General features: G+C 42.9%; 18 protein-coding genes and 1 pseudogene. 15 read left to right on the forward strand and 4 right to left on the reverse strand.

What is annotated here, in order from left to right; genetic code table 11:
* The first annotated feature begins 124 nt into the window (after positions 1–124).
* Both C1E58_RS12295 and C1E58_RS12300 read left to right on the forward strand, forming a co-directional pair.
* A complete protein-coding gene (locus C1E58_RS12295) occupies positions 125–409 on the forward strand; it encodes a hypothetical protein (RefSeq protein ID WP_238142206.1) in 285 nt (94 codons plus the stop codon).
* Between the two features lie 78 nt (positions 410–487).
* Positions 488–964 carry an IS110 family transposase gene (locus C1E58_RS12300; RefSeq protein ID WP_238142205.1) on the forward strand — a complete coding sequence of 159 codons (477 nt, stop codon included), beginning with the start codon at positions 488–490 and terminating at the stop codon, positions 962–964.
* Positions 965–1,363: 399 nt separating this feature from the next.
* Here the strand turns inward: C1E58_RS12300 and C1E58_RS00845 are convergent.
* The 4 genes and pseudogenes from C1E58_RS00845 to C1E58_RS00860 all read right to left on the reverse strand — a co-directional run bounded on the left by C1E58_RS00845 (position 1,364) and on the right by C1E58_RS00860 (position 5,265).
* Positions 1,364–2,412, reverse strand: a pseudogene (locus C1E58_RS00845) (IS630 family transposase).
* Positions 2,413–2,502: 90 nt separating this feature from the next.
* A complete protein-coding gene (locus C1E58_RS00850; protein ID WP_105209036.1) occupies positions 2,503–4,302 on the reverse strand; it encodes an acyltransferase family protein in 1,800 nt (599 codons plus the stop codon).
* The gene (locus C1E58_RS00855; RefSeq protein WP_105113383.1) at positions 4,292–4,714 is read right to left on the reverse strand and encodes a hypothetical protein; all 423 of its coding nucleotides are present in this window, start codon (positions 4,712–4,714) and stop codon (positions 4,292–4,294) included. The genes C1E58_RS00850 and C1E58_RS00855 overlap by 11 nt, the downstream gene beginning before the upstream one ends.
* Before the next feature lie 134 nt (positions 4,715–4,848).
* Complete coding sequence (locus C1E58_RS00860) at positions 4,849–5,265, reverse strand: low molecular weight protein-tyrosine-phosphatase (RefSeq protein WP_105209037.1); 417 nt, start codon at positions 5,263–5,265, stop codon at positions 4,849–4,851.
* Positions 5,266–5,422: 157 nt separating this feature from the next.
* Here C1E58_RS00860 and C1E58_RS00865 point away from each other — a divergent pair, with 157 nt between their 5' ends.
* The 13 genes from C1E58_RS00865 (at position 5,423) to C1E58_RS00925 (ending at position 14,878) form a co-directional block, all read left to right on the forward strand.
* Complete coding sequence (locus C1E58_RS00865; RefSeq protein ID WP_105117237.1) at positions 5,423–5,944, forward strand: Dps family protein; 522 nt, start codon at positions 5,423–5,425, stop codon at positions 5,942–5,944.
* A gap of 303 nt (positions 5,945–6,247) precedes the next feature.
* On the forward strand, positions 6,248–7,126 hold the full coding sequence (locus C1E58_RS00870) for an ABC transporter ATP-binding protein (RefSeq protein ID WP_105113386.1): 879 nt from the start codon (positions 6,248–6,250) through the stop codon (positions 7,124–7,126).
* Complete coding sequence (locus tag C1E58_RS00875; protein WP_105113387.1) at positions 7,123–7,851, forward strand: ABC transporter permease; 729 nt, start codon at positions 7,123–7,125, stop codon at positions 7,849–7,851. Before C1E58_RS00870 ends, C1E58_RS00875 begins: the two co-directional genes overlap by 4 nt.
* A gap of 11 nt (positions 7,852–7,862) precedes the next feature.
* Positions 7,863–8,957, forward strand: a complete 1,095-nt coding sequence (locus C1E58_RS00880; protein WP_161941079.1) for a sensor histidine kinase — start codon at positions 7,863–7,865, stop codon at positions 8,955–8,957.
* Positions 8,954–9,553 carry a response regulator transcription factor gene (locus C1E58_RS00885; protein WP_105113388.1) on the forward strand — a complete coding sequence of 200 codons (600 nt, stop codon included), beginning with the start codon at positions 8,954–8,956 and terminating at the stop codon, positions 9,551–9,553. Before C1E58_RS00880 ends, C1E58_RS00885 begins: the two co-directional genes overlap by 4 nt.
* Positions 9,554–9,659: 106 nt before the next feature.
* Positions 9,660–9,878 (forward strand): YqgQ family protein, encoded by a 219-nt coding sequence (locus C1E58_RS00890; protein ID WP_105113389.1) that lies wholly within the window; start codon positions 9,660–9,662, stop codon positions 9,876–9,878.
* Positions 9,878–10,264: a rhodanese-like domain-containing protein gene (locus tag C1E58_RS00895; protein WP_105209038.1), complete on the forward strand. Its 387-nt coding sequence runs from the start codon at positions 9,878–9,880 to the stop codon at positions 10,262–10,264. Before C1E58_RS00890 ends, C1E58_RS00895 begins: the two co-directional genes overlap by 1 nt.
* Before the next feature lie 135 nt (positions 10,265–10,399).
* Positions 10,400–10,939 (forward strand): 16S rRNA (guanine(966)-N(2))-methyltransferase RsmD, encoded by a 540-nt coding sequence (rsmD, locus tag C1E58_RS00900; RefSeq protein ID WP_105113391.1) that lies wholly within the window; start codon positions 10,400–10,402, stop codon positions 10,937–10,939.
* Positions 10,929–11,417 carry a pantetheine-phosphate adenylyltransferase gene (gene coaD / locus C1E58_RS00905; protein ID WP_105209039.1) on the forward strand — a complete coding sequence of 163 codons (489 nt, stop codon included), beginning with the start codon at positions 10,929–10,931 and terminating at the stop codon, positions 11,415–11,417. The genes rsmD and coaD overlap by 11 nt, the downstream gene beginning before the upstream one ends.
* The gene (locus tag C1E58_RS00910) at positions 11,404–12,453 is read left to right on the forward strand and encodes a SepM family pheromone-processing serine protease (protein ID WP_105209040.1); all 1,050 of its coding nucleotides are present in this window, start codon (positions 11,404–11,406) and stop codon (positions 12,451–12,453) included. The genes coaD and C1E58_RS00910 overlap by 14 nt, the downstream gene beginning before the upstream one ends.
* A 147-nt stretch (positions 12,454–12,600) precedes the next feature.
* Positions 12,601–13,242, forward strand: a complete 642-nt coding sequence (locus C1E58_RS00915) for a YutD family protein (protein ID WP_105209041.1) — start codon at positions 12,601–12,603, stop codon at positions 13,240–13,242.
* Between the two features lie 8 nt (positions 13,243–13,250).
* Positions 13,251–14,363, forward strand: a complete 1,113-nt coding sequence (gene rlmN / locus C1E58_RS00920; protein WP_105107957.1) for a 23S rRNA (adenine(2503)-C(2))-methyltransferase RlmN — start codon at positions 13,251–13,253, stop codon at positions 14,361–14,363.
* The gene (locus C1E58_RS00925; protein WP_105209042.1) at positions 14,360–14,878 is read left to right on the forward strand and encodes a VanZ family protein; all 519 of its coding nucleotides are present in this window, start codon (positions 14,360–14,362) and stop codon (positions 14,876–14,878) included. Before rlmN ends, C1E58_RS00925 begins: the two co-directional genes overlap by 4 nt.
* Positions 14,879–16,026 lie beyond the last annotated feature (1,148 nt).

The following is a 16,026-nucleotide window of genomic DNA, read 5'->3' on the forward strand; positions in this document are numbered from 1 at the left end:
CTATGTGAATGAGCTTCGTCGCTTGTATGGTCAAGATGCAGAAGTATTATGTGGCTATGAAGCTGGATGTCTTGGATTTACCCTATATCACTAGCTACAAGTTCACGGGATTCCCTGTATCGTGATGGCACCTACAACGGTAATGAAGGAAGGAGCTAAGCGTGTCAAGACTGATAAGAAAGATGCGGCTCAGCTCGCAAAAGCTCTGGCCTTTCGTAGCTATCGGCCTGTTCATATTCCTACTGCTGAGGATGAACAAGTCAAAGAATATATCCGTATGAGAACAGACCACAAAGTGGCTCTGAAGAAAATCAAACAACTTCTGACCTTCTGTCTCCGACATGATTTTCGCTATACCGAGGAAGCTGTAATTGGACACAGAAACATGTCCGCTGGCTCCATTCCCTAAATCCTAAGGGACTTTACGCAGAGATTTTGACAGAATATCTATTGACCTATGAGAAATTAGTAGATCAAATAGAACGGTATGATGCACGAATTGAGTAACCGGCTCAAAGTGACAGTTATCAAGAGAAGGTCTCTCAGCTTTCTTGGCATCAAAACACTAACCGCTCTTTCCGTTGTGACAGAAATCGGAAATTTTAATCGCTTTGCGACAGCTCAACATCTTGGGCTGACTTCTAGCGAAAACTCTAGTGGCGACAAGGAGAGAAGAGGCGCTATCACCAAAGCTGGTAATAGCCATGTAAGACGACTTCTGATAGAAACTGCACAATCATTGGCTAAGGGGACGATTGGGGATAAATCCAAAGAATTGAAAAGGAGACAAAGTGGAAACCAAGTGGAGGTGATTGCTTATGCGGATAAGGCTAATGAACGCTTAAGAAGACGTTATCGCACACTTGTTCTAGGAAAAAATAAGAAACAAAATGTTGCTAAAAAAGCTATTGCACGGGAATTATCTGGTTTTATTTGGGGGATGATGACAGGAAGAATAGCTTGAAGTTAGCGCTTGTTTTCATGTACACTTTTGACAATTAAGTTTTATCATCGCAGAGCGATGAGGAATTCTTATTTCTATCCAAAATCACTGGGTGAATTTGGATAGAAATAAGGATTGAAATCATGATTGAATGGAAAGTATCTTGAAGGAGTTTAGGACTTCAAGGTTTGAGTCATCTACAAAATGACTAAGTGGCACAATTGTGATCCACGCTTATAGAGAGTCGGACTCGCGGCAGAACCCTTGACCTGTAGGTAACCAATCCACGAATATCAGAGTGGTCAATGCCCGAAGCTAAGAACTAAGCTTTTCATTTTTCACGCGTTGTAAAATGAAGTGTAACAAAATAGACATGTTCGTTTGATATACTAGCATTCCCCAACTCATACTCAACAAAAATCAAAAGCAAGCCAACCAAGTGTTTTTTAACCATTGTCTACTAACAATTGGTTTTAAAATAGACCAATCTAACTCTCGTATCACTTCTTGAAGCTTGTTTATCACATCATCTAGTGTTTTGAAAGCTTTATTCTTAAACCCTCTCTTTCGAATCTCAGCCCAAGCTTGTTCAATTGGATTCATTTCAGGAGTATAGGGAGGAATAAACTCGAAACCAATATTATGTGGTTTCTCTAAGGTACTTGATTTATGCCAAACGGCATTGTCCATCACTAATAAAATAGAATCGTCAGGATAAGCTTCAGATAGTTGTTTGAGAAAAACATTCATCCAATCTGTACTGCAGCCCCCAGCGATAATGAAGAAGGGCTCTCCTGTATGGGCCTCAACAGCACCATATCAATGGCGATACTCACGAATATAGTGACTATGTACATGCGGTCTCACCCCTTTTGCTGCTCAGACCTTTCCAATTTTACTAATCTGACCAAAGCCCGCCTCACCTTGATGCATTAGCCTGACTTTATGATGGCGACGACTATTCTTGAAGTGCTTTCTTTTTTCATGAATGAAGATTTTATTTTTAGACGCTAAAATGATATTTGCGTCTGCTTTTTTAGGGTGTTTTGGTCTTTGCGTAACTTTGCGCCAACCATGGCGTTTAAGAGGGGATAGAATCCATCCTTGGTCGTAGGATGTCCAACACATTTCAGATAAGCTTCATAGAGAGAGTTTTTCGTCACGAATTCGCCATTTAATGAAGCTGTTAACGGTTCTTTTAGAAATACCTCTTCTTCTTGAGAGGTTAAATATTGACGATTACGCCCACCTCGAGTTTCTTTTACTAGAGCTGAAATCCCCTCAAGTTCGTACTTGCCTTGTAAGGACCAGATTGTATACTTTGAATAGCCGATAAGGTTAGTGATTTCCTTATAGCTAAGACCTTCTGCTCTGAACAGGATAACTTGAAGTCGTCTATGAAATGGAGAATAGGTTTTATCTTTCAAATAAGTTTTTAATTCGTTCGTTTGTTCGATAGTGAGTTTCATAAATCTATTATAGGTCAGTTTTTGTTTTTCAAACAGTATTAGAGAACAAAAAATTCCCCTGTAATCCAATGTTACAGAAGAATTTTTATTTTAATTTTTAATTGGGCCATTTTCAACTGCTTTGACAGCTTGGCTAATGGTTTGGGCGAAAATTTCTGCACCGTTATTTTCAATGTTGAAATGAACCAAGTCTGAGTTGTACCAAATTGGTGGATTGTCTAGGGAGGCCTGGTACCAGTCTGCAATTGAAATATAATCGTATTTCTCAGCCAATTCTTTTTCATATTGCCCTGTTTGGTAGGAAATAGAATTACTTGGACTAAAGTTACCATCGTATGGTGTTACGAAAATGAGGCGCCGTCCTTTAGGAAAGTCTTTAACCAATTTGTCCAAAATTTCTTGGTAATTGTCACTCGTATTAGTACCGAGAGCAACAATAACCGTTTCTTTCAAGCTATTGTTTTGCTGGTAGAGCTTAATCAAACTTTCAATTTCTGAGAGGTTTCGACTGACAGTTCCATCAATTTGAATACCTGGAATGGCTTCCTGAAGTGCTGTACTTGCTCGAACGGTAACAGAATCTCCAAACATGGTCACACCCTTTTGAATATCAAAGCTAGATACTTTTGAATTTTCAGCTGCTGATCGAGTAGTTGAAAGTTGGGTCTGCGCTTGGTAGAGGCTGCTAATCATATTTTCTTGGTCAAAAGCTCCTAGCTTAGGAGCAAAGAGGCAGATGGCTAAGCTTAAAACCGTAAAGAAACCAAAACATCCAGCTACCCATTTCTTATAAGGCTTGAGGTCTATTGCCAGTCCGAACAGATTTCCAACCTTACCTGCGACAAAGGGTTCGAGGATATAGGTCGAAATTGTTGCTAGAATGACGGAGAAGATAAAGGATAAGATGGCAGCAGTAGTCGCATTGCTTAGTTGAGTAAAGATGATCAATAGTGGCCAATGGAAGAGGTAGACCCCATAGGAAATAGCTGCAAAGAATTGAATAATGCTAGGTTCATTGACCTTTTCTGTCTTTTCATGGAGCACACGCGCCGCAAAAATCATAGCAGCAGTTGCTAGGCTAGACAGGAGGAAACCAATCAGGTAGGTCCAAATGGAACTAAATTGAAGGGTAAACAGCAGGATAAGTTCGACTGCCAATCCTCCTGCAAATAGTCCGACTACCTTCAGCAAGCTAAGTGATTGAATAGTTTTCTGGAAGGCAGCGGTTGTATGACCGATACCGGCAATAGTTGCTAGAATAGCCCCAAGAAAGAAGGGAAAGGTATGGGTAAAAGTCGAATAATAAATAGATGAGAAGTTGTCCACGAAGAAACTGGATATAAACATTCCAAGGAAGGTCAGGACAAATAGGCTGAAGGAGGTCAAGAAAATTGTTCCACGCAGTTGCCCAACACTTTTGGCTATCCGCGCTAAGAACCAGACTAGACCTGCCCAGATAATGTAATATTGGACCTCAATCGCCAGTGTCCAGGTGTGGACAAAAAGATGGGGCGAAAATTGATTTTCATAGCTACCACCAGATAGAATTTCAAAGAAATTGGTCATAAAGCCAAGGGCAGCTGTAACTTGACTTCCAATATTAGCCAGGAAATCATTCCGAATAAAGAGGGCTAGGGGAAGAACTAGCAGGATGGTTAAAACCAAAGGAGGTAGAATCCGATAGAGTCTTCTTCGGAAAAAGGAGATGAGATCAATTTTTTTATGTTTTGAAAACTCATCAATCAAAAGTGCTGTCGTCAGATAGCCAGATAGGGTGAAGAAGAGGTCTACTCCAACAAATCCACCAGGAAAAATCTTGATGAAGAAATGGTAGAGGAGAACAAAGACCAAGCCGATGACACGAATTGTAGATAACCATTTAATTTTCATTTTGATAAATCCCCTGTTTAAATCTTCCTTCGTAGATGGCCTGTCCTTCCGTAGTTAGTTTGCCTTTGCCATCGGCGTAACCATTTTTAAATTCTCCAGTATAAACCCAGCCACTAGCTGATGTATAGGTTCCTTGACCGTGAAAAATGCCATTTTTAAACTGGCCTTGGTAGCTGTCACCATTTTCAAAGGTCAGTTTGCCCTGTCCATTCATTTTAGAAGCAACCACATAGCCATTGTATTGTATTTTTCCATTGTCTAAGGTCAAGACCTGCTTGTTTCCTATCCGCCCTGTAAACACAGACAAGGCACAAATTAAAATAAGGAGAAGAGAAAGCACTTCTATTTTCCTACGCGTGAAGAAATGAGAAACATCTTCCAGTGTTAAACGTTTTTTTCTTAACTCTTTCATAGATAAACCCTTTCAAGTATGATATAGTGGATTTTTACACCCTTCTTTCTAGTATAAAACCAAAGCGTATCAGTCCATTCAGAAATAGTTTACCATTTTCTTACAAATATTACAAAAATATTACACGGAGAATGTTATAATTTCTCCAACCAAGCCTGACATCCCTGTTTGACCATGCGATAGGTTTCTTGGAAATCCCCTGTGTACCAAGGATCTGGGACCGATTTTTCAGCGAATTGGAAAATCTTATCTTGGGCATGGGCAGGAGCCATTTTCCGCAAATCACGGACATTGTTACTGTCCATTCCAATGATGACATCAAATTCCTCAAAGTCTGTTTGAGAGATTTGTTGAGAGGTTTTGGTTTGGTCGAAGGGAATGCCATACTCTTGAAAAATTTGCTGGGTTCCTGGGTAAATAGGATTGCCATGCTCCCAGCTGGACGTTGCCCGACTTTCAATGTGTAAGTTGTCAGTTAAATCTTTCATAACAAATTCTGCCATGGGGCTACGGCAGATATTGCCTAAGCAAACAAAAATGATTTTTTTCATAGAAAACTCCTTTTTCTTTTATTATAGCGTATTTATATGAGAAAAACTGGCTTAGAAACATTATAAAATTAGAACTTTTCTAATATAAGGATTTTTACTTGTTTTTCTAAAATTTTTTATTTATAATAATTACAATTAAAAAAGAAAAGGTGATCAGATGAAACAAGAATACTACCAATCTCCAGCAGAAATTGCTTCCTTTAGCCCACGCCAGTCAGTACCATTGGCTGATTCTAAGGCGGTTTTGAATCAAGCGGTGGCAGATTTATCTGTCGCACATTCTATTCTCCATCAAGTTCATTGGTATATGCGTGGTCGTGGTTTTATGATTTGGCATCCTAAGATGGACGAATATATGGATGAGTTGGATGGATATTTGGATGAGATGAGTGAACGTTTGATTACCTTAGGTGGTGCACCGTTCTCAACACTGAAAGAATTTTCTGAATATAGTCAGCTGAAAGAGGTTCCTGGGGATTATAGCTTGACGATGGAAGAGCAACTGGCGCGTGTGGTGGATGTTTTCCGTTATTTAGCTGATTTGTTCCAAAAAGGTTTTGATGTCAGTGATGAAGAAGGTGACAGCGTAACCAACGACATTTTCAATGTGGCTAAGGCTAGCATTGAAAAACATATTTGGATGTTGCAGGCTGAACTTGGTCAAGCTCCTAAGTTGTAAATAGTTGAAGGGTCCAGTAGGACTCTTTTTTGTTGCAATCTTTAATACTCTTCGAAAATCAAAATTATCCGTTGTCAAGAGCCTTGATGAGTGAAAAGCTCCGGTGGAGCTTTTCAGCCTGTTATCTTGAAACAAGATAGTAACAGAGTTCTATCTTCGACTTCGTTTCCTAGGCTACTTTTGATTTTCATTGGGTATAATATGACATTTGTCATATCAGTTCATGACAAAGGCTTCTAGTAGGGTCTCCTTTTTCGAGATATACTGTCTATGTAAGATGTTCAAGAAGTAGGAGGTAGAAAGATGATAGAAGTACGAGCACTAGACAAGGCTATCAAAGGACGGACCATTTTGTCCGATATTTCCTTTGAGATACAGTCAGGGGAATGTGTGGCCTTGATTGGTCCCAACGGGGCTGGGAAAACAACGCTCATGTCCTGTTTGTTGGGCGATAGAAAGGTGACGAAAGGGCAGGTATTGTTGGACGGTCTGGCTCCGCAGGCTCGGTCCAATAAAGAAACAGTGGCAGTTTTGCCACAGGAAAATGCTATTCCAACGGACTTGAATGTCAAGGAATTGCTCCGCTTTTTCCAAGCTATCTACAAGGACAGTCTGACAGATGTGGAAATCGACAGCCTGCTCCGCTTTTCCCCAGAGCAAAAAAATCAACTGGCGGGCAAGCTATCAGGTGGTCAGAAGCGGCTCTTGGCCTTTGTCATCTGTCTGATTGGTAAGCCTAAGTTGCTCTTTTTGGACGAGCCAACGGCGGGCATGGATACGTCGACCCGTCAGCGTTTTTGGGAGATTGTCCATGACTTGAAGGAAAAGGGCGTGACCATTTTTTATACCAGCCACTACATCGAGGAAGTGGAGCATACGGCGGAGCGGATTTTGGTCTTGCACCAGGGTAGGCTCTTGCGGGATACGACGCCATTTGCCATGCGAAGTGAGGAGCAGGAAAAAGAAGTAGCACTGCCAATCCGCTTTGCGACGGTGGTTGAAGGCTTGGATGCCATTTACGACATCAGCTATAAACAAGACACGGTCAGCTTCAAGACCCGAGCTATTGAGCAGGTTTGGGCGAATTTGCAGGAAGCAGGATGTCGGATTTCAGACCTAGAGGTGCAGAACAAAACCTTGCTCAACAGCCTATTTGATAAGACAAGGGAGGAAGAATCATGAAAGCATTGGTGCAAGTAGAAGCGGTCAAATTATCCAGAAGTTTGGGAGTGTTTCTCCTGTCTATCGGGATGCCCGTCATCTTTTTCCTGATTTTCTCATCGACGGTCCAGTTTGATGATACAGCCACGCAAAAGGCCTTTATCCAGTCCTATATGCTGACCATGACAGGCTTTTCCATGTCGGGCTTTGCCCTTTTTACCTTTCCCATGATGCTGGCAGAGGACCGAAAAAACAGCTGGTTGACCTTTATCCAGCATTCTCCCCTACCAATCTGGCAATACTATCTGTCCAAACTGGTGCGTGTCTTGCTCTGCTTTGTGTCTTCCATTGCCATTGTCTTTGCGATCGGAGGCTTGGTCAAGGGAGTTGAGATGACAGCTCAAGAATGGGTGATTTCGGCTCTCTTGCTTTTAGTAACCTCTATCGTATTTCTAGCCATTGGCTTGCTTTTGGTGCAAATCCAGTCGGAACAAACCATGTCTGTGGTGGCCAACTTGCTCTACTTTGTTCTGGCTATCATGGGTGGTTCTTGGATGCCTGTTTCCCTCTTTCCTGACTGGGTACAGCGAATTTGCAAACTTATGCCCAGCTACCATGTCAATCAGCTGGTGACCACCTATGCCCAAGAGGGAGATTTTCTCTGGAAATCCTTGCTAATTGTCCTAGGCTATGCGATAATTTTCTTAGGAATTGCTCTGGCCATCCATAAAAAATCTGACCAGTAGTGAGGTGACCCATGATTTTTGAAAAAAGAAAGATACCAGCCATGTATTTCGTGGGCATGATCTTTCTCTATTTTCCACTTTATTACGCCCAATACAGTCCAAATCCGACGGCAGTGGTTCTAGCCACCATTCTCTTTGCCCTGGTCTATTGTTCTCTCTTTTACACCGACTACAAGCTCTATTCCATGTTGGGCTGGTTTTACCTGATTGGCTACATCGCCGTCATGAGTTTTTGGGGCAATCTGCAGTTTTCCCTCTTTATCTTCAACCTGTCCAATATGCTGGGCTGGTATTATAAGGAAACTCGGCCGACCTATCGGACGGTGACCTATGGGATCTTGTTGCTGGCCATTGTCCTCTGGGCTCTCTTTGGACCTGTCCCCTTTGAGATGCGGGCCTTTGCACTCATCATTCACTTTTTCGGCGTGGCCTTGCTGATTTTTAGCTGGATTGAAACCAAGCGGGAAGCCCTCCAGCAACGGATTCAGGATCAAAATGCTTCCATTAACCTCCTGCTTGCTGAGAATGAACGCAACCGCATCGGTCAGGACTTGCACGACACCCTGGGCCATGTCTTTGCTATGCTGTCCGTCAAGGCGGAGCTGGTCAAGACTCTCTTGGACCACGATCAGATTGACCAGGCCAAGAAGGAAGTATCAGAACTTCAGACCTTAGCCAAGGACTCCATGCAGGACGTTCGCCAGATTGTCCAGTCCCTCAAGCAGCACACCGTGGCAGAGGAGCTCCAGATTTTGCAGCAGATGCTGGACTTGGCAGGAGTGGACTTGGTCGTTTTGGGTGGGGAAATAGCAGAGCAGCTCAGCTTGCCTGTCCAGAACAAACTGGCTATGGTGCTGAGAGAGTTGGCCAATAACCTGCTCAAACACAGCCAGGCTAGTATGTGCCGTTTGCTATTTGAAGAAGACCAGCAAGAATTGGTCTTGCACTACGAAGACAATGGGGTGGGCTTTGCCCAGTTAACCGGTCAAGAATTGCATACCATAAAGGATAGACTGGTGACGGTGCAGGGGAGTTTGGAATTTCTTTCTCTGGCACAGCCCACCCGCCTGTCCATACGAATTCCGCTTGAGGAGGTGGTAGAATGAGAATCTTAGTCGCAGAAGATCAGGCCATGCTGCGGGACGCCCTCTGTCAGCTCTTGGGCTTTCAAGATGCGGTTGAGGCTGTTTTACAGGCAGAAAATGGCAGTCAGGCCCTTGCTATTTTGGAAAAAGAGCCAGTAGATGTGCTACTCTTAGATATTGAAATGCCTGAGAAGACGGGGCTGGATGTCTTGGAATGGGTGCGAGCGAAATCCTTGCCCGTCAAGGTTGTCATCATGACCACCTTCAAGCGACCAGGCTATTTTGAGCGGGCGGTCAAGGCTGATGTAGATGCCTATGTGCTCAAGGAACGATCCATTTCGGACCTCATGCGGACCATTGAAACGGTCTTGGCGGGTCGAAAGGAATACTCGCCAGAGTTGATGGACATTCTCCTGACCCAACGCAGTCCCTTGACGGACCAGGAAAGCCAGCTGCTCAAGCTGGTTGCTGACGGCTTGTCCAATAAGGAAATCGCCAGCCAGCTCTACCTGTCTGACGGTACGGTCCGCAACTACATGACCTCTATCCTGTCCAAGCTGGGTGCAGAAAACCGCACGGCTGCTGTTAAGATAGCACAGGAAAAGGGTTGGTTATGAAATTATAGAGGATTGGTGGTATATCCAATCCTTTTTAAATGTATTCGATAAATTCCAACTGAGTTTTTATATTGAAAATCTTATAAAATTCTGCTAAAATTTTTCTATGAAAAGACTTTACGATGTGCAGCAGTTGCTAAAACGGTTTGGTATTATTGTTTACATGGGCAACCGCCTATATGACATTGAAATGATGCAGATTGAGCTCAATCGGGTCTATCAGGCAGGTGTCCTAGATCGGTTGGAATACATGGAGGCTGAACTAGTTTTGCGGCGGGAACATCGTTTGGAATTAGAGTATCAGAAGTTGAAGGAGAGTAAATAGTGGAAACCTTGTGGATATTTATTGTTTTTGTGCTTATTTTAGGTTCATGGATGGGCTTCAATTATTGGAGATTGCGTCAAGCAGCGACGGTCATTGATAATGCAGCATTTGCAGAGAAAATTCATGGAGGCCAGTTGATTGACCTACGAGATCCAAGTGAGTTCAGCCATAAGCATATTCTAGGTGCCAGAAATATTCCCTACCAACAATTACGCCAATCAACAGCTGCTTTACGTAAAGACAAACCTATCTTGATTTACGAAAATGACCGAGGTCAGTTGTCGACACCAGCAGCCCTTCATTTGAAAAAGCAAGGATTTAATGAAATCTACATTTTAAGTTATGGCTTGAATGGCTGGAATGGGAAAGTGAAATCTAGTAAATAGCAATGACTCAGATCCTCTTAGGATAGTAAGTCTAGTATTGATACCTTTAAACCTCAGAAAACAAATAATTTCTGGAGGTTTTCTTTTTTCGTTTTGGGTAAGCAGTCCTGTCGTTTTTCTGTTATAATATTCTTTATGAGAATTGTATCTGGAACGTATGGCGGACGACCGCTCAAAACACTTGAAGGAAAGACAACCAGACCTACCTCGGACAAGGTTAGAGGTGCCATGTTTAATATGATTGGTCCCTATTTCGACGGTGGTCGAGTCTTGGATCTCTATGCCGGCAGCGGCGGTCTGTCAATCGAGGCTGTTTCTCGCGGCATGGAGGCTGCAGTCCTGGTCGAACGGGATCGGAGAGCGCAAGCTATTATCCGCGATAATATCCACATGACCAAGGAAGAAAGTAAGTTTCATCTCCTAGCCATGGAGGCCAAGCAGGCTTTGGCTCATCTGAGCGGATCCTTTGACCTGGTCTTCTTGGATCCACCCTATGCAGCTGAAGACATCGTGGCAGACATTACTGAGCTGTGCCAGCGCCAGCTTTTGTCCCAAGACGTCATGGTGGTCTGCGAGACGGATAAGGCGGTCTCTCTTCCGGAGGAAATAGCAGAGCTGGGTATCTGGAAGGAAAAAATCTACGGAATTAGTAAGGTAACAGTCTATGTCAGATAAGATTGGAATGTTTACAGGCTCCTTTGACCCCATTACCAATGGTCATGTGGATCTGATTGAGCGAGCAAGTGGCCTGTTTGATAAGCTTTATGTGGGTATTTTTTTCAATCCCAATAAAATTGGTTTGTTTACAGGGCAGGAGCGACTAGCCCTCCTCAAAAAAGTTTTTGAGGGAAATGAGAAGATTGAGGTCTTTTTGGCTGGTCAAGAGTTGGTGGTTGATGTAGCCCATGAGCGACAAGTCAGCCATATCATCCGAGGTCTCCGTAATGGCATTGACCTTGAATACGAGGCTAATTTTGACTATTTTAATCGCCAACTGGCTCCGGATTTGGAGACAGTCTATCTCATATCCAAGCCTGAATACCGGAATATCTCTTCTAGCCAAATCCGAGAATTGATCCATTACAAGCAAGATATTAGCCCCTATGTGCCCCAAGTTGTTAGCGAGGAGATAAGAAAGAATGAAGAAAAATAAGAAATTACTACTGATAAGCTCCATTGTCTTAGGTACTCTATTGATCTGGTTTACGGTCTTTGTTCCCCTACCCTACTACCTAGAGAAACCAGGTGGTGCTATGGATGTTCGTCAGGTCTTGACGGTCAATAATCAAGAGGATGAAGAAGCTGGTTCCTACAATTTTACCTACGTATCAGTCCAACAGGCAACAGCCCTGCAACTCTTGGCAGCCCAGTTTGACCCTTATACAAGTGTTAGTTCAGCGGAGGAAATGACAGGTGGAGCAGATAGCGAGGAATATTTCCGTATTGCCCAGTTCTACATGGAAACGTCGCAGAATATGGCCAAGTACCAAGGTTTGTCCCTGGCTGGAAAAGAAGTCAGTATGGATTTCTTCGGGGTTTATGTTCTGGCTCTGGCAGAGGATTCAACCTTTAAAGAAATTCTCAATATTGCGGATACGGTTGTGAGTATCAATGGTAAAACCTTTGAATCTTCTCCTGATTTGATCAAATACGTCAGCAGTTTGGAATTGGGTAGTGATGTAACAGTTGGTTATGTCAGTGATGGTCAGGAAAAATCTGCGGATGGTCAGATTATCAAGCTGTCAAATGGTAAAAACGGGATTGGGATTACTCTTGTAGACCATACGGAGGTGAAGAGTTCGGTACCGATTGAATTTCAAACAGGCAATATCGGTGGACCAAGTGCAGGTCTTATGTTTACCCTTGCCATCTATACGCAATTAGCTGATCCAACCTTACGTGATGGGCGCGTGATTGCTGGTACAGGGACTATTGAGCAAGACGGTAGCGTTGGTGATATTGGTGGAGCAGACAAGAAGGTCTTGTCTGCAGCCAAGGCTGGTGCAAGTATCTTCTTTGTACCCAATAACCCAGTTGATGAAGAAATTTTGAAAGAAGACCCGACAGCCAAAACCAACTATGAGGAAGCCAAAGAAGCGGCTGAAAAAGCGGGTGTAGACATTGAAGTAGTACCTGTCAAGACAGCGCAGGATGCGATTGACTATTTGAAGAAAACAAAGGACGAGTAAATCGTCCTTTTTCATTTTAAATTTCCTTAAAATTGTCAGAAATTTCTCCTAAACACTAAACTAGAAGAATTTCTGGTCAAATAGTGATATAATAGTAGGGTTAGATAGAAATGATTTGTATGAAGAATTGAACAGATAGGAGGATTCATGAAAAAAGAAATTTCACCTGAAATGTATAATTACAACAAGTATCCTGGCCCAAGTTTTGCCCGTGTAGGAGAAAAGGTTGTATCAGAAAATATTGAGCTAGACCTGTTGGAAGATTACAAAGAAGCCTTTGACCAGACCATTTTTGGTCAACGCTTTTCGCCTTTAATGCTTAAGTTTGATTTCATCGTAGGCGATTGGGGCAATGAGCAACTGCGCTTGAAGGGCTTTTACAAGGATGATAAGAATGTCAAATCAGACTTAAAAATCAGCCGCCTAGATGATTATTTGACAGAGTATTGTAATTTTGGTTGTGCTTATTTCGTCTTAGCCAATCCCAATCCACAAGACTTGCCTGCTGAGGAGGAGGACAGACCCCGTCGCAAGCGGAGTCGTTCCCGCAATCGCAACAGAAATCAACAGCGGACGGAGCCTATTGCGCCAAAAGAAAACAAAAATAATCGTAATGACCGTCAGAAAAAAGGGAAGCAGCAGAACAAGCAGTCGGAACAGCGTCATTTTACCATGAAGAATGCTGGTGTTAAGGCCAATCAGACGGAGCGTAGTCAGAAGCGTGACCGTAAGCAGAATAATCGAGAGATGAGTGAGGCTAAGCGTAGCTTTGTCATCCGTCAGAAGTAGGGAGAATCATGAAACCATCAATTTATGCCTTTAGTCAAGCCAATCTTGTGGATTGGATTTTAGAAAATGGAGAAAAGAAATTCCGAGCGACTCAGATTTGGGAATGGCTCTACCGTTCTCGTGTCCAAACCTTTGCGGAAATGACCAACTTGCCCAAGTCTTTGATTGAAAAATTAGAAGAAAACTTTGTGGTCAATCCTCTCAAGCAACGGATTGTGCAGGAATCCAAGGACGGAACGATCAAATATCTGTTTGAGCTGCCAGATGGGATGCTGATTGAAACAGTTCTCATGCACCAGCACTATGGTCTTTCTGTCTGTGTGACAACCCAGGTTGGCTGTAATATCGGTTGTACCTTCTGTGCCTCTGGTTTGATTCCGAAGCAACGTGACTTGACCAGCGGTGAGATTGTGGCTCAGATTATGTTGGTGCAGAAATACCTGGATGAGCGTAACCAGAATGAGCGTGTCAGCCATATCGTTGTTATGGGGATCGGTGAACCATTGGATAACTACGACAATGTTATGACCTTCCTGCGTGTAGTTAATGATGATAAGGGCTTGGCAATCGGAGCTCGTCACATCACAGTGTCAACATCTGGTTTGGCGCCAAAAATCCGTGATTTTGCCCGCGAGGGAGTTCAGGTTAACTTGGCAGTATCTCTTCACGCGCCAAATAATGATCTTCGTTCCAGCATCATGCGCATCAACCGTCGCTATCCAATCGAAGTCTTGTTTGAAGCGATTGAGGACTATATCAAGGTGACCAACCGCCGTGTGACCTTTGAATACATCATGCTCAACGAGGTCAACGATGGAGTGGAACAGGCGCAGGAATTGGCTGACTTGACCAAGAACATCCGTAAGTTGTCTTATATCAACTTGATTCCATACAACCCTGTAAGTGAGCATGACCAATATAGTCGTTCAACTAGAGAACGGACCTTGGCTTTCTTTGATGTTTTGAAGAAAAATGGGGTCAACTGCGTTGTTCGCCAGGAACATGGTACAGATATCGATGCGGCTTGTGGTCAATTGCGTTCCAATACCCTCAAAAAGGACCGTGAAAAAGCGCGTGCTCGTATTGCAGCAGCCAAAGCCAAGGCAGGTATTCAGGCATGAGAACATTCTTCCAAGCAGATGGAAACTTGACCAAGCTAGGAAGACAGATTTGTAAGACCTTAGCTGGAGCCTATGCTCTGGCTATTGTTTTACTCTGTTTCCTACCTCAGTCTTGGTATCCTCAATACAAGGATTTCTCCACACCAGGAATTATTCGGATTGGACGGCTCTATCTCCTGCCTACCCCTTTCAATAGCATTGTCAATGGGGATAAGGTGGACAGTCTTGCGGACCTAGGTTGGATTTTCCTGCAAAACATCACCAATATTTTTCTGCTCTTTCCTCTTGTCTTCCTTCTTTTATTTCTTCTGGAAGAATGGCGGAGCCTTCGAGCAGTTATTCGCTATAGTTTTTGTATGAGTTTGTTTATCGAATGTACCCAGCTCTTGTTAGACCTGCTTATCAATGCGGGGCGAGTATTTGAAGTAGATGACCTATGGACCAATACGCTAGGTGGTATCTTGGCCTATCTCGTTTATAAAGTGACGAAAAAATTAGTTGTTTCTTCCTACTAATGCTCGTTTTTTGCTTTAAAACAGTCATTGTTTTTGAATATTGTTTGTGTTTTGTAAGTTGTAGCTATTTTGTTTTGAAAGAAGGTTGAAAAAATATAGAAAAGGCTTGACATTCTGTAAGTTATAACTTATAATCATATGTAATTTAGAAAGAGTTCAATTTATTCATGCCTGCTTAGCAGTCTTTGGGTTTCAAATTGTTCATTCTTTTAAGAAGTCCTTTTGAATGAAGAAAGTTTTGTTCAAGCCAGGCAGAATAGAATACGGTGCCCCTTTTATCGTGCAGTTCTCTAGTTTCAGGACTTTTCTATCCGTATTCGCATGCATCCTCTCGTTTTGTCTTCGAGAGGATTTTCTGTATGTTAAAGCTAATGTTCAATGAAAATCAAAATCAGACTAGCTCCAAAGATTCGGGGAACCTTTGGAGGTTGGAGATAGAGCGAACCTGTTCGCTACAAACAGGTTTGGGGAACCTTTGGAGGTTGGAGCTAGAGCGAACCTGTTCGCTACAAACAGGTTCGGGGAACCTTTGTAGGTTGGATATAGAGCAAACCTGTTCGCTACAAACAGGTTTGGGGAACCTTTGTAGGTTGGAGCTAGAGCGAACCTGTTCGCTACAAAAAATGTTCGGGGAACCTTTGTAGGTTGGAGCTAGAGCGAACCTGTTCGCTACAAAAAATGTTCGGGGAACCTTTGTAGGTTGGAGCTAGAGCGAACCTGTTCGCTACAAACAGGTTCGGGGAACCTTTGTAGGTTGGAGCTAGAGCGAACCTGTTCGCTACAAACAGGTTCGGGGAAGCTTTGTAGGTTGGAGATATAGCGAACTTGTTCGCTACAAACAGGTTCGGGGTAGCTTTGTAGGTTGGATATAGAGCGAACATAGTTCGTATCGATATGATGTAGATAGAATACTGTTCCTTTTATATTTCAAGGGAACAGGCTGAAAACCTCCACAGGAGCTTTTCAGTCATCAAATCAAGTCAACAACGTCGGATTTTCGAAGAGTATAAAACCAAAACCCCTGACGGTTCACAGTGATATACTCCCCTTATAGTGGACAGTGAAAAAACAAAAATTTTCACTAGAAACTATAAAGGGAGTTTTATTATGTCCAAAAGAAGTCCAAAGTCTGTCTCTGAGAAACTAGA

Origin of the sequence: Streptococcus suis, from assembly GCF_002964575.1 — a bacterium.
GTDB lineage: Bacteria > Bacillota > Bacilli > Lactobacillales > Streptococcaceae > Streptococcus > Streptococcus suis_R.